At 44.8% G+C, this 14369-nt stretch carries 15 protein-coding genes; 10 read left to right on the plus strand and 5 right to left on the minus strand.

From position 1 onward, the window contains the following. The first annotated feature begins 29 nt into the window (after positions 1-29). The 4 genes from fghA (at position 30) to R7H07_RS10515 (ending at position 3286) form a co-directional block, all read left to right on the plus strand. Positions 30-869: an S-formylglutathione hydrolase gene (gene fghA / locus R7H07_RS10500; protein ID WP_005374382.1), complete on the plus strand. Its 840-nt coding sequence runs from the start codon at positions 30-32 to the stop codon at positions 867-869. Positions 870-1313: 444 nt separating this feature from the next. Next, entirely contained in the window at positions 1314-1769 is a 456-nt protein-coding gene (locus tag R7H07_RS10505) for a hypothetical protein (RefSeq protein WP_005374384.1), read from the plus strand. Positions 1770-1774: 5 nt separating this feature from the next. After that, positions 1775-2872: a GGDEF domain-containing protein gene (locus R7H07_RS10510; protein ID WP_005383270.1), complete on the plus strand. Its 1098-nt coding sequence runs from the start codon at positions 1775-1777 to the stop codon at positions 2870-2872. A 24-nt stretch (positions 2873-2896) separates the two neighbouring features. Then, positions 2897-3286, plus strand: a complete 390-nt coding sequence (locus R7H07_RS10515; protein WP_005374387.1) for a hypothetical protein — start codon at positions 2897-2899, stop codon at positions 3284-3286. A gap of 93 nt (positions 3287-3379) precedes the next feature. Here the strand turns inward: R7H07_RS10515 and R7H07_RS10520 are convergent, their stop codons facing one another. After that, on the minus strand, positions 3380-4183 hold the full coding sequence (locus tag R7H07_RS10520) for a Cof-type HAD-IIB family hydrolase (RefSeq protein ID WP_017633831.1): 804 nt from the start codon (positions 4181-4183) through the stop codon (positions 3380-3382). 94 nt (positions 4184-4277) lie between these two features. Then, positions 4278-5165 carry a LysR family transcriptional regulator gene (locus R7H07_RS10525; protein ID WP_017633830.1) on the minus strand — a complete coding sequence of 296 codons (888 nt, stop codon included), beginning with the start codon at positions 5163-5165 and terminating at the stop codon, positions 4278-4280. Between the two features lie 126 nt (positions 5166-5291). Here R7H07_RS10525 and R7H07_RS10530 point away from each other — a divergent pair, with 126 nt between their 5' ends. The 3 genes from R7H07_RS10530 (at position 5292) to R7H07_RS10540 (ending at position 8569) form a co-directional block, all read left to right on the plus strand. Further along, positions 5292-6158 (plus strand): MBL fold metallo-hydrolase, encoded by an 867-nt coding sequence (locus tag R7H07_RS10530; RefSeq protein WP_065275591.1) that lies wholly within the window; start codon positions 5292-5294, stop codon positions 6156-6158. Further along, complete coding sequence (locus R7H07_RS10535; protein ID WP_065275590.1) at positions 6152-6772, plus strand: DsbA family protein; 621 nt, start codon at positions 6152-6154, stop codon at positions 6770-6772. Before R7H07_RS10530 ends, R7H07_RS10535 begins: the two co-directional genes overlap by 7 nt. Before the next feature lie 117 nt (positions 6773-6889). Further along, positions 6890-8569 (plus strand): RluA family pseudouridine synthase, encoded by a 1680-nt coding sequence (locus R7H07_RS10540; RefSeq protein ID WP_065275589.1) that lies wholly within the window; start codon positions 6890-6892, stop codon positions 8567-8569. 92 nt (positions 8570-8661) lie between these two features. Here the strand turns inward: R7H07_RS10540 and R7H07_RS10545 are convergent, their stop codons facing one another. Next, positions 8662-10002 (minus strand): MATE family efflux transporter, encoded by a 1341-nt coding sequence (locus tag R7H07_RS10545; protein ID WP_065275588.1) that lies wholly within the window; start codon positions 10000-10002, stop codon positions 8662-8664. A gap of 506 nt (positions 10003-10508) precedes the next feature. Between R7H07_RS10545 and R7H07_RS10550 the strand changes: the two genes are divergently transcribed. After that, positions 10509-11657 carry a GGDEF domain-containing protein gene (locus R7H07_RS10550; protein ID WP_017821033.1) on the plus strand — a complete coding sequence of 383 codons (1149 nt, stop codon included), beginning with the start codon at positions 10509-10511 and terminating at the stop codon, positions 11655-11657. Between the two features lie 3 nt (positions 11658-11660). Here the strand turns inward: R7H07_RS10550 and R7H07_RS10555 are convergent, their stop codons facing one another. Beyond that, entirely contained in the window at positions 11661-11942 is a 282-nt protein-coding gene (locus R7H07_RS10555; protein ID WP_005374405.1) for a hypothetical protein, read from the minus strand. 132 nt (positions 11943-12074) lie between these two features. Next, positions 12075-12359 (minus strand): pyrimidine/purine nucleoside phosphorylase, encoded by a 285-nt coding sequence (locus R7H07_RS10560; RefSeq protein WP_065275586.1) that lies wholly within the window; start codon positions 12357-12359, stop codon positions 12075-12077. A gap of 328 nt (positions 12360-12687) precedes the next feature. Here R7H07_RS10560 and R7H07_RS10565 point away from each other — a divergent pair, with 328 nt between their 5' ends. Together R7H07_RS10565 and R7H07_RS10570 are read left to right on the plus strand one after the other, a co-directional pair. After that, positions 12688-13191, plus strand: a complete 504-nt coding sequence (locus R7H07_RS10565) for a DUF2850 domain-containing protein (protein ID WP_005374408.1) — start codon at positions 12688-12690, stop codon at positions 13189-13191. Positions 13192-13560: 369 nt separating this feature from the next. After that, positions 13561-14369, plus strand: an 809-nt coding sequence (locus tag R7H07_RS10570) for a chitinase N-terminal domain-containing protein (protein ID WP_318128762.1), incomplete at its 3' end; no start/stop codon positions are given.

Genomic DNA, 14369 nt, shown 5'->3' on the forward strand with positions numbered 1-14369 from the left:
ATTCCTTCTGCTAATTAGAGAGTTTATTCATGACCATTGAAAATGTAAGCCAAGCCAAAGTGTTTGGCGGTTGGCACAAGCAATATACACACGAATCCAATGCCCTAAACTGCACCATGCGCTTCGCGATATTCTTGCCACCTAACGCAACGAAATCAAATCCCGTACCCGCGCTATACTGGCTCTCTGGTTTAACGTGTACCGATGAGAACTTTATGCAGAAAGCGGGCGCATTTCGTATGGCGGCCGAGCTTGGCATTGCGATCATTGCACCAGACACAAGTCCGAGAGGCGAAGGTATCGCTGACGACGAAAGCTATGACCTAGGAAAAGGAGCTGGCTTTTACCTTAATGCGACGCAAGCACCTTGGTCACTGCATTACTGTATGTACGACTATGTGACTGAGGAGTTGCCTGCGATCATCGAAAGTAACTTCCCAGTCTCTGACGTGAAGTCAATTTCCGGTCACAGTATGGGCGGCCACGGAGCGCTCACCATTGGTCTGAAAAATTCAGAACAGTACCGTTCTATTTCAGCGTTCAGTCCAATCAGTAACCCAATGCAATGCCCTTGGGGACAAAAAGCCTTTACTGCTTACTTAGGCAAGGAGCTTGAAAGCTGGAAGCAATACGATGCAAGTGAACTTCTAAAACAACAACAATCACCATTACCAATTTTGGTTGATCAAGGTGATGCTGATGGCTTCTTAAATGAGCAGCTTAGACCGGAAGCGCTGATTGCTGCGGCAAAAATACACGATTCAAACCTAACCTTGAGAATGCAACCAGGCTATGACCATAGCTATTACTTCATCTCAAGCTTTATTGAAGAGCACCTCAACTTCCATGCAAAATATTTGTTTGCATAGTTAATTTAAGTAAGCTCATGAAATAAAAAATAAAGTCACCAAAACTAGGTGACTTTATTTTCTTTACGTACTAACAAATACATATCTGAATATCGATGATTTAAATATGTAAAATAATGTAACTTAAGAACAAATTCGACGTCCATTTCTCGCCTTATTAAATTCTCATTTCCGACACAGTATCTTTATTAAAAATGAAACAAAGTTGCACTAAAAACCAATTAAATACCGCGAAATCATTACGAAACTCTACCATCATCCCAAGACTCTGAGCTTTTAATTAAGAAGCAACTTAATAACCTTGACGTGACGTAAACCGACAGTTATTTTTGAAACATAACGTATTATAAAATCTCATCCGGTTGGCTCTATAATTATAAATAAATTACCGCTAGCACCTTTGTCCTAGCTAAGAAAAAAGAATAAAACTCAAAAGGGCATATGATGAAAAAGATAGTCGCGCTAGGTCTGTTTTTTGTTGCGCCATTCTTGTCTGCAAATACGATCGTATTTAGTAGTAGCCAGCAGCCTAGTGTCATACTGGAACTGGAAGAGATCCAAGCTTTACCTACCACTAGCTACACGATGACATTGCCTTGGCTTCCTGCCTCGTCAGAGTTTTTAGGCGTTAAACTCAGCACGCTTCTTACACACGTCTATGGAAAGGTACCAGAGCAGGTTGATATCAGCAGCTTAAACGACTATCACTCGACATTGTCCCGACAAGATATTCTTCGATATCAACCAATACTGGCTTATCAACAAGATCAGAATTACATAAAAGTCAGGAATAAAGGCCCTTTCTGGGTGATATATCCACTCAATCTCTATCCAGAGCTAAACTACAATAAATATCATGCGCAAATGGTATGGCAAGTAAATGAAATAAAAGAAAAATAATAAGAATGAAGTTATCAGAACCCTATTCTAAGAAACAAAGAATATTGCAATATTCTACCACCAGCAAAATGCTGCTGGTGGTGTTTGCCGTTTCTTTGCTTCTCGCGAATGTCGTGCTTTTACAGCAAACACGTTCACTCTCACAAAATTTTAATAACGAACAAAAACAAGCGACTTGGTTTTTATTCCAACTCTCCAAAGAACTATCAGAACTTGTCGGCGAGGCCAGACGGTTAGATGAAAACGTATTGAATATTGATGGTGCAGAGCTTCAATACGAGTTAGCGTGGAGTCGCTTTGACTTATTGACCAGTAGCACGAAAGCCAATAAGTTCTTTTCTCGGAACAACATGCACCTTTACTTCATTAACCTTTTTGAAGAGTTCAAAGAGCTAGAAAAACAACTAGTAGAAGCTAGAACAGGTGATAGCCAAGCTGCTGCTGCATTTTATCGTTCAACTCAAACACTATATTTAGGCTTAATAGACTTCGTTAATCAAAACTTCCGTCTAAGCAGTAAAGCTTATGAAGCACAAAAAGGTCAAACCCAGCGCTTAATGCAAGCACAATATATGTTGTTTGCGACGTTCGTTTTGTCGATTATCTCTCTAACTTATTTCTTTTATCGTGAATCCCATTTTCATAGAAAATTGGCGCTCAGCGACCCTTTGACGAACCTAGGGAACCGCAATGCACTATTCATTACCCTAAACAAATTTACTCAAGAAAAAAGGCCCTTTTCTCTCTGGATTCTAGATTTAAATGGTTTTAAAGAAGTCAACGACACACACGGACACCAAGTTGGCGACACTGTACTGCGGGAAATCGCTAGGCGGCTTAATTCTATGGCACTCAATGATTTTACTGTTTATCGCATGGGAGGAGATGAGTTCGCGGTTATCCTTGAAGGTGAACATCTCAATGAAGAGAACGTACGTGAGCAGATAAATACCGTCTTTGATGCACAAATATTAAACTCCGATAAAGTCTCAACACTTTCAACAAGCATGGGCTTAGCGCAATACCCTAAAGACAGTGACAATGTTGACTTTCTTATCAGCATAGCGGATAAGCGCATGTACAAAATGAAATTTCAACGTTAAACGGTATATATGATGAGAAAGTTCATGCAAGTACTGCTTCTACTGGCAGTCATTGCGGCAGGTGTGTTGGCTTGGGTATTTATTCCATCGCACGAAACCATCGGGCAAAAAACGCTTGAGCAGGCACTCAACGACGACTACAGCCTCGTTGGACATCGAATCTACTCAACCGATCCGGATGCTGGCAACCGATTCGGCTACTTCGTATTGGCAACGGGCCAGAGCATTGAAGAGCAAGAGCCGTTTTTGGTCACTTCGGATCAGTTTATTCGCATGGAGAAAACGGGTGATAATACCTTGTCTGTGACCGTCAATGGCCGTATTTACCATTATCATAACGACTTGTGGGTGCCAAAATCAGACGGGAAATTGCAACACTTTTTAGTCAGTGCAACCGCCAAGTACGTACGCTAAAACGGGAACCTTACTCCCCCCAAAAAAACAAAGCCCCGCATACACTGCGGGGCTTTTTACGTGAAGAAGAAAATAACATCGAAAGAATGAGCGTTACTTCGCTAATACTTTCTCTTTAATCACTTTGAGTACCCCAGCCTCTTGGTTGCTTGGCGCAGAATAACGAGCAATTTTCTTAATCTCTTCGTGCGCGTTGGCAACCGCGTACGAATGCTCACTGACTTGCAGCATTTCGAGGTCATTGAGGTAGTCACCAAACGTCATAGTTTCTGCCGGAGTAAAATTCATCGTCTCTTGAAGATGCTGAATGGCCGCACCTTTAGAGGCCTCGGCATTCATCACATCCAGCCAGATTTTTGCGCTCACTACGACTTTATGCGTTGCGCCAAACTTCGCGTTCATGGTCGGGAACAGGAGCTCTTCCGAACCGTCAAAGTGACAAATTGCTACCTTAATAAACTCGTCTTCGACCTCAAGCAAATCCGGCACATATTCACAGCGGTGGTAGTACTTTTGAAATTCTTCCAGCGATTGCTGATCATGCGTTTCGATGTACGCCGAGCGCTTGCCACACAATACGATGTTCGCCCCGTCAATCTCACGAGCCGCTTTCACAATCTCCAACACTTCCGCTTTAGGAATGGTACAACTGTAGAGCTCATTGTCTTGGTACATCACTAAGGTGCCGTTTTCAGCCACATACAACAGTCTGTCTTTGATTGGCGCGAACGTGTCTCGCAGACTGTAATACTGACGACCAGACGCAGCGGAGAACAAAATACCTTGCTCTTCCAGTTGCAAAAACAGATCGAAAAACTCTGGATCCAAACGACCGTATTGGTCAAGCAATGTGCCATCCATATCGGAAGCAATAAATTTGATGCGAACTTGTGACATTAACTAAAACTCTAAATGACGCTGCGAAAATATATCCATGTAAGGTACAGGATCTTGTATGAATCTCAAGTCGGGATGACGACGCCTTTCGCTATTACCAAGGATGCTGTTTAAAGTAATCTTCACTGTGATCGATGAAAGCTCTCACCGCAGGAGACAAGTGTTTACGTGATGAATACAGCGCGTAAATGTTGAGATCATTTGGCTTCCAATCCGGCAACACCGACTCAAGCTGACCCGATTTGAGATAGATATTGCTCAAGTAAGTTGGCAACATCGAAATACCCATGCCTTGTAAAGCGCCATGCAATAACGCCGTGGCCTCATTGCTGGTTAGGCGACACTCAATTCCCACCGATTCGAACTGGTCGCCCTGAGACAAATGCCACACGTGACGCTCAAAGTTTTTGTATCCCAAACAGTCGTGTGAAGATAAATCTCGCGGATGCGCAATCGCGTGGTGAGTTTGCAAATATTGCGGTGATGCCACCAACACCGATTCGCACACCGCAATCGGCTTACCAATCAAAGAAGGATCGGGATCTGACGCAATTCGGATCGCCAGATCGATGCGTTGTTCGGTTAGATCACTCACTGAATCTTGCAGATCTATGTCGATATACACTTTGGGGTGCTTTTGCATAAAACTGTTTACTACGGGGATCAACTGTGAGAATCCAAATGAAGTACTAGACGCAAGACGGATTTTTCCGGACAGCTCACCATCAACGGCAATGTTCGACGTTAATGTATCGGCCTGTTTTAACCAGCGCTCAATCTGAGGCAAGCTGCGCTCCCCTGCGGTGGTGAGGGACACCTTGCGCGTGGTGCGGTGTAACAAACGAGTTTGCAGCCAGTTCTCCATAGCCTCTACATAACGAGTTACCATTGGCCGAGACATGTCTAACCGCTCTGCGGTCGCGGTAAAACTGCCAGAATACACCACATCCACAAACACTTTTGCTGCCGTTACTCTGTCCATAAATTTGCTCGAAATAAGAAATAGTGATGCACATTATTGTGTATTTTTCCGAGCGTATCAATTTCCTAATATAGCTCCCGTTCCCAAGCCATCGTCGCTTGGCCCCAAATTCTTTAGGAGCTTATTATGAAAAAATTTACTTTGATTGCTGCATCCGTTTTAATGGCAAACCCTGTCCTAGCGGCAAACCACTCTCCCCTTACTCTTGAGGTTTACAACGCCGACGGTAATAGCTTCCACGTAAACTCAACCTTGGTATACGGTGAGACTGACGCCATGGTCATCGACACTGGCTTCACCAAAGCTGACGCGATGCGCATTGCCGCTAAAGTGTTGGACTCAGGCAAAACGCTTAAAACCATTTTTATCAGCCAAGCGGACCCAGACTACTACTTTGGCGCAGAGGCCTTACACCAACAGTTTCCTGATGCGCAGATCATCGCAACGCCTGCGGTTCAAAAAATTATTAAAGAAAAATTGGCTGGAAAGCTGGCGTACTGGGGACCAAAGCTGGGCGCAAACGCACCGGTAAAACCAGTGATCCCTGTCGCGTACGATAAAGCATCATTGGAGCTAGAAGGTCATAAGATTGAAATTCGTGGTAACCATGGCACATCAGCACACCGCCCTTACCTATGGATTCCAGATAACAAAGCGATTCTAGGTAACGTAGCCGTGTACTCAAACGTACATTTGTGGATGGCCGATGCCGCAGACCAAACCGCTATCAATGCTTGGGAGCAGCAGCTTAGCGAGATGCTTGCGCTTAAACCTCAAGTGGTCATTCCTGGTCACATGAAAGCAGGCACAAAGCTGAACGCAGACACCATTCGCTACTCGCAACAATACTTGCAGGATTTTCAGCAAGCGAAAAAACACAGCAATAACAGCGCTCAACTCATTGACACCATGTCAGCGAAATACCCAGAAGCTCAATTGCCAATCGCGCTAGAAATCGGTGCAAAAGTGCATACTGGTGAAATGTCATGGTAACCGTGCATTACTTCTTCGATCCCATGTGTGGTTGGTGCTACGGGGCATCACCACTCATCGAAGCCTTGATGGACACCTCTCAATTTAAGGTGGAGCTTCATCCCGGCGGCATGATTGAGAAAAGCGCGATTGAGCCTGAATTTCGTCAGCACATCATCAACAGTGACGCTCGTATCGCAACCGAAACCGGAGCAACGTTTGGTGAAGCATATCTGCAACGCGTGAAAAGCGAAGATGCGTTTGTTCTTGATTCTTATCTACCAACACAAGCGATCTTGAGTGCGGAGAAAATGGGGCTGAATCCATGGCACATGCTAAAGGCCATCCAATCCGCGCATTATCAGCTCGGGTTAAAAGTGAATGAAGCATCGACGCTCAAAGCCATTGCAGAATCGCTAGGTTTAGCAAACGATGTGTGGGAGCAAAACATGACGTTAAGCGAAGCCGATCTAGATGAGAAAATTCGCTCTAGCCGACAGTTGATGCGCCAGTTACACGTTGGTGGCTATCCAACCCTGATTGCAGAAGTAAATGGCGAGTACCTGACCTTGCCGCACTCGGCCTACTACGACAAACCGGCACAGTGGAAGCTGGCATTACAAAAACTGCAATAAGCTCTTCCCCACTCGCTCTTGTTCTTAATCCAAGAGCGAGTGCCAACACCGACATGGCAATCCTGACTCAAACAGGTACAATCCTCGCTCGATTTTTTACTCGCGCGGATACCCACCATGCACTCGCCTGAACATTGTTTTACTCGTTTTACTGCTGATACTTCTGACTATGAATTACCAACGCAGTTTACGTTTCCGTTCTACTACACGCCGCATCCTCTTTGCGTTATGGCTGCAAAGCAATTGCAACAGCACTTATTAGCGCAAACCGACTTCGAACACGATTTTGGTTTGGTTAATGAAGAAACGGGGCGAGGCAAAATGTTTGGCGTATTGCTGGTAGAAAGCTCTCAAGGCGATCTCGGCTTTTTAAGTGCGTTTTCTGGCAAAATTGCTGACCAAAACTTGATTCCAGGATTTGTCCCTCCTGTGTACGACATGCTGACCGATGAAGGCTTCTTCCGCGCAGAAACGGATGCCATCAACGCCGCCAATGCGGAGTACAAAACCTGTGCCGCGAATCCGGAATTAGCGGATCTTAAAGCGCAAATCCAAGCCGACCGAGCCGCTTATCAGCAAGAGGAGCAAACACAGCGCCAAGTGATGATTGATGGCCGCGCCGCACGCAAGCGACAGCGCCAACAGGGCGAGCAAACGCTCAATGCCGATGATCTCAAAATCTTGTTGGATGAGTTGGGTAAGCAAAGTGTCGCTGAGAAAAACGTTCTCAAATACTTAAAGCAAGCGTGGGATGAAAAGCTTGCAATCAAAGAAGCGCGATTGGCCGAGTTAGAGCAGCAACTTGCTCACCTGAAAGAGCAGCGCAAAACGCTCTCCAACGCTTTACAGCACAAATTGCATAAACAATACCGCTTCCTAAACAGCCATGGCGAAGCACGCGACTTGGTGGACATTTTTGCAGACACCACAAACCCAGTTCCACCAGCAGGTGCGGGGGAATGTGCTGCGCCAAAACTGCTCCAATACGCGTTTAAACACGGATTCAAACCGCTGGCGTTGGCAGAATTTTGGTGGGGTGTGTCGCCAAAGTCTGAAGTTCGCCAACACAAAAAATTCTACCCATCGTGTAATAGCAAATGTCAGCCGATTTTGGGCCATATGATGCAAGGGCTGGATGTCGAACCTAATCCATTGGCGGAGAATTGGGCAGAAGACAAAGAACTAGAGATAATCTACCAAGACGACGCTATGGTCGTCGTCAACAAGCCCTCGGGCTTACTTTCAGTGCCTGGTAAAACTATCAAGGACTCTGCTTATACGCGCCTACAAGCGATGTACCCTGATGTGGAAGGGCCGTTTGTGATTCATCGCCTCGACATGGCGACCTCTGGCATTTTGGTGTTTGCCTTAACCAAGCGCGCGAACAAAAGTCTGCAAAAACAGTTTATGGCTCGCGGCGTAAAAAAACGTTATATGGCACTGCTCGAAGGCGTATTAAACGAGCCTGAAGGGGAAATTTCACTGCCAATGCGTGGTGACCCCGACGACCGCCCACGTCAACTGGTGTGTTTTGAACACGGGAAACATGCAGAAACCTACTGGCAACTGATTGAAGTCAAAGATGGACGCAGCAAGGTATACATGTATCCGAAAACAGGGAGAACTCACCAACTACGTGTACACAGTGCTCATCACATGGGGTTAAACATGCCGATGGTTGGTGATGGTTTATACGGCGAAAAAGCGAATCGCTTGCACCTGCATGCTGAGATGCTAGAGCTGGATCATCCATACAGCAAAGAACGCATGGTGTTCCAAGCTGAGTGCGAATTCTAACGTCTTCCCAAGTTTAAATAACAAAAAGGCACTGACTATCAGTGCCTTTTTTTTCTAACCAGAATAAGCGTGATGCGCGATACCGAAAACCGTTAGCTCACCTTAAACTTGGTCCACACCTGAGAGCGCCAACGCCTTGCCATGATGATACCACGTACCCATTCATCGAGTGCGATTGCCATCCAAGCCCCTAAAACGCCATAACCCAAGTGGATGCCAAAGATGTAAGAGAAAAGCACGCCTAATCCCCACATACTCAAAATCCCCATTTGCACTGGGAACTTGATGTCACCCGCGCCTTTGAGCCCCGCGATAAAAATCAGGTTAAACACACGTCCGGCCTCGAGCAAAATTGAGCCCATGACTAACGAACCTGCCAATGCGAGTATCTCTGGTTGATCGGTAAATACGCGCAGAATCTCTTCTCTAAACAGGTAAATCAGTGTGGTTGCCGCCGTTGATGCCACAAACCCCACTAAGAAGTAGATTTGTACGCGTTTTAAAATGCTACTCACCCAACCTTTACCGATGTAGTAACCGGTCTGAATTTGCGCTGCCTGACCAATTGCCAACGCGAAAGCAAACGAGAAACGGGCAATGTTTTGTGCATAAGTGAAAGCCGCCAACGATGCCGTCCCCATTTGCACCACAAAGTACACAATGCAGATTTGCGCCACGTTGTAAGACAGCACTTCACCCGCGTTCATACCGCCGATTTTTAAGATCTTTTTGTAAATCTCTGCCGGTACTTGTTTCATAGTCGACATTGGTAGTTCAATGCTACTGCGAGCGAGAATAAACCATAACATTAACGTACCGATGATTTGGCTGACGACGGTTGCTATTGCCACGCCTTGCACACCATACACAGGTAAACCAAATGGCTGGTAAAGCGCAATATAGTTACCAATGATGTTGAACACACCCGAGATCAAATTCACCACCATTGGGGAACGTGAATAACCATGACTACGCAGAATAGTTGTAAAAACAACGCCAATCGTAACGTTAAACGTCATCGCACCGCTTATCAGCAGATATTCATGAGCGTACTGCTCGACTTGCGCTTCCAAGCCGTAATACGGGAGTAGGTATATCGCACCAAGCACGGCAATCACACTCAATAGCACACCGACGAGCACAGACAACGCAATACTCGCAACACCAACGCTCACTGACTCTTGCTCGCGTCCAGCGCCATTGTATTGGGCAATCAAAATCCCCGTACCGCTACTGACAAACGTCGAAACGATGATTAAAAAGAAGGTAATCTGCGTGATCACACCAACAGCGGATACGGCTTTGTCTGAGTAGCCACTCAGCATGAACACGTCACTGGTTCCTAAAGCCGTCCGTAGCAAAATTTCGACAAGAATTGGCCAAGCTAATGCCACGATGGACATTCGTTGGTTGATGTTTTGGCTTTTAGGCATGCTTGTAACCTTTCCTACAACTAAAAACTGCCTCACAATTTTGTGAAGCAGTTTAAAAATAGTGACTCGAACGAAGCTCGATATGAGGTTGTGATTTAGCGCGGATTCTAGTCGCATATTGGTCATAACGACAACAATATTTCGCCCTGTTTCGGAAAAATATTTCTAATGCCTTTTCGAAACGACATATGCCTTAACGATAAGTAGAGCAGAGATTGGTGAACAATACTCTCAATCAACAAGCACCGAACAGAATCAGGATAATCAATAGTAATGCGTCTAACTAGATACATTACTTTGAGTTATCAGTCCAACCATATAGAGCCATGAAGAACCGTCATGAAAACCTGCATGCGCTACCATTCCTCTTTGAACACTCGCACCAAATCACACTGATGGCTTTGCACTAAAAATGACTGATATCACATTTGGAAACTTTGTTGTTCTATTTATCGCGAAAATACCGCCTAGAATAAGCGTACACGTTAATTAAGCAAGGATACGTAATGTCGACATTGGCTGGGGCGCGCTTAGAAGAAATGGCGGACATCCGCTCAACAAGAAAAAAGAAAATTGTCTTTTTATGCTCCAGTATCGCCGCTGCCTGTTTAACTTATGGTTCCATTGCTCAATCACTTGAGAATAACTGGGGCTTAAGCTTTTTCCATGCTTTGTGTGCCTTGGCATGCTTAGCAATCAGTTATGTAATAAAAGTCCAGCGGCACCATCAATACGCCGACTTATGGCTAAGTGCTGTCTTAATGTTCGAAGGGTTATTGTTACTTCTGTATAACGACGCTCCGTCAGGCAAGGTGCTATGGCTATATCCTATTGTCGCCACTCTGGTATTAATTAATGAGTTTAAGGTCGGTCTGCTGTTCAGTGGCACCTATATTTTACTGATCTTTTTTGGGGTCGCTTTTTTAGATCGACTGCCAACAGCCACAGAAATCATAGAGCGGAGATTGATGCTGACCCTGATAGCGACCGCGTTTGTGTGTCACACGTTCTCGTATTACTACACGAAAGTCCTCAATTACATTCAAACACTGTATCGTGAGGGGATTGAGGAGTTAGCATATTTTGACCAGCTCACTGGGCTTGCCAATCGCTGGAGCTTTGAGACTTGGGCGCGCGCAAAGCTCGATGAAATCAAGCACTCATCTGATGACAGCATCACCGCATTGGTTTTTCTCGATATCGATAACTTCAAGCACATCAACGACACCTACGGGCACGATATTGGTGACCAAGTACTTCAAGCCTTCGCAACTCGATTAAAAAATAACATTCGCAACAAAGACAGAAAAACAGATAAACACGACTACTCCATCGCTCGATTTGCGGGCGACGAGTTTGTAATCATGCTTTACGATGTAAAAAGTAAAGATGACCTAGACAGCATCCTAAAACGGATCGTAAATCTGTTTCCGACAGGTTACCGAAGCTACGATATGATTAACGAGTTAACGATGAGTGTAGGTGCTGCTATCTATAAGCAAGATGCAAAGGATTTGTCTGAATTGACTCGATGTGCAGACAAAGCAATGTACGCAGCTAAACATACTGGTAAAAACCAGTACGCCTTTTATGAGCACTGCAATACGGAAGAACAGTCAACATCTGATGCACCAGCGGTACCAGAAGCTTGCTAATGACTAAGCGAACACATGCATCACCCAAAGCCCCACAACGAGGAATACGATTAACCACACTACTTGCAACGTTCTGTTCGGCTTGTCTTGCTGACGAGTGGGGTGATCTTTAAACGCACGGCCCTTCATTTTGCCCATTAAGCTCTTTCCTAGAGCACGTCGATAAAATTCACGTCTCTTATGAGCGGCGTTGGCAACTTCGGTAAAGCGCTGTCTTTGCTCATTGGTGAGATCTTTATCCTCGTAACGAGGAGGGAGATCAGAATGCTTGCGTTGTACTGCCATCACTTCCTCCCTGGTCGATGGGTACATTTTTATTAAGTATATACCCAAATAACCAAAAAGATGCGTTATAAGTGAAGCACATAGACGAAAAAACCACCCGAAGGTGGTTTTATGACGAGCAACAAATGAACGCTAGAAGTACTCACATAAATACGCAGTCGCTTCTTTCACTTGAAGCTCAAATGAAGAATTACCTTCCACTTCAAAAAACTCACCACTTTGACAAGTCGTCCAATCGCTCTCGCCAACACGCTTGACCACAAGCGCACCTTTTACAACCGTCATACGCTCTGGTGCTTGAGTACCAAACGTGTACTCACCAGGAAGCATCACACCAACGCTAACATCCTGATCTTTCTGGTTAAAGCCTAGTGATTTTACACTACCAGCAAAATAGCTATTTTCCTTAATATTCATTATTGGTTTCCTTATCAAAAGTCCGCTCTTTTTTACCTTGTTTCTTTCCGTTACTCAAGCTTTGAAAGCCATTAAACTCAACGTAATAACGCACATCCTTTGCTACTGAGCGAGAACCTTTTTTCGCGAGGATTAATCAGGCGACCTAAACCGAGCAAGAAAACCTACGAAGTAATGAATGTGAGCAAACAACAAAACCATCAATAAGATGTGTATCTGAATGTAAAAGTGGACATTAGATCATAGTTTCGTCGTCTCAATGGCGGGATTGTTTGTTTTTAAAAAGGAAGGTTTCCACCATGTTAAAAAAGTGGAGAAAATTAGATCTATGACGGACTCAACCCGCCGAAGGCGAAAAGCACGACAAGAACCAAAACTTTCATTTTTGGCTCGCCACCAATCTAAAATCCTCAAGAGTACATTTGTCTGCTTCGGGATGGGTCTGTTGACGTTTTTTGGCTATCAAATCCACCTTTCCTATCAAGACCACATTGATCCGGAAAAGGTGTACGGCGAATGGATTGAGATTGGCGCGCCACCCTACCAAACAGAACGTCTCGTTTTCACTGAAGATGGGGTATACCGAAACCATCGACTTATTACGACGGAATTTGAATTCGATGGCAAGGTCATCACGTTGAATACCGGATTAGGAAAGACAGCGTATCAGATCTCGGGCTCTCATCTTTCACCTCAAATACGCCGTATTGAGCCTCTTATTCCAGATCAGCGATTCATTCGTAAAGGATTTGAGCATACCGTTCAGGGCTCAGAAACCGGTGCAGCCTCTAAACGTCGCGCCGCGTTGAGTGAACACTTCAGCCGTGACTAATACGTCTTCACGGCTATTTTTCCTTTCAATTCTCTTTCTATATCAATGAAACAAAACCTTAATAAACAACAAAATAAGGCCTTCATCGCATTTAACTAACTCGTTACTGAGTAAACAATAATTTTAGTTTCTGCTGAGATTTTATAAATTATTGACTCAGTCTGACACTTTCTGTGTAACAGAGTGCGAGTTTTAGTTAAGTTCTCTCAAGTGCCTCGAAAACCGTCTTAATTTTTTTTGACGAAAAAAAACTCTCTGAAATGCTGAGTGTGATGCTTTTGCACGTGGAGTAAATCCAATCATCTTATCTGGTGCAAGAGCAGCCTATGTTCTAGGTAGAACATGAATCCAAGGATTGAGAGAGAAGTTATGATTCGATTTAACCTATGTGCAGCTGGAGTTGCTTTAGCGCTATCAGGCGCTGCAGTTGCGGCTCCAACCGCACCAAGTATCGATATGTACGGTTCCAACAACCTTCAGTTTTCTAAAATTGAACTCGCGATGGAAACCACGTCAGGCTACTACGACATGGTGAAATACCATGAGCAAGCGAAGATCACTGTTAAATTTAACCAGTGGAGTGGCACACCTGGTGACACTTACAACGTCTATTTTGATGGTGTAAAAGTAGCAAGCGGCCCTATCACTGGTAGCCAAACGACAGCTTCGTTTGAATACGGCCAAGGTGGCTTATACCAAATGGAAATCGAAGCATGTGATGCGACAGGTTGTGCGAAAAGCGCACCAGCTGAAATCACAATTGCAGATACCGATGGTTCTCACCTGAAGCCACTAACGATGAATGTTGATCCAAACAACAAAACCTACAATACCGATCCAAGCGTCGTGATGGGTACGTATTTTGTTGAATGGGGCATCTATGGCCGTGACTACACAGTCGATAATATGCCGGTCGACAACTTGACTCACATCCTTTACGGTTTTATCCCAATTTGTGGCCCAAATGAGTCTGTGAAGTCTGTTGGCGGCAACAGTTTCAACGCGCTACAAACTGCTTGTACAGGTGTGCCTGATTATGAAGTCGTTATCCATGACCCTTGGGCTGCTTATCAGAAGAGCTTCCCACAAGCTGGTCATGAATACAGCACGCCTATCAAGGGTAACTACGCAATGCTAATGGCATTGAAACAACGTAACCCTGATCTAAAAATCATCCC

Origin of the sequence: Vibrio sp. Vb1127, from assembly GCF_033338735.1 — a bacterium.
Lineage (GTDB): Bacteria > Pseudomonadota > Gammaproteobacteria > Enterobacterales > Vibrionaceae > Vibrio > Vibrio alginolyticus.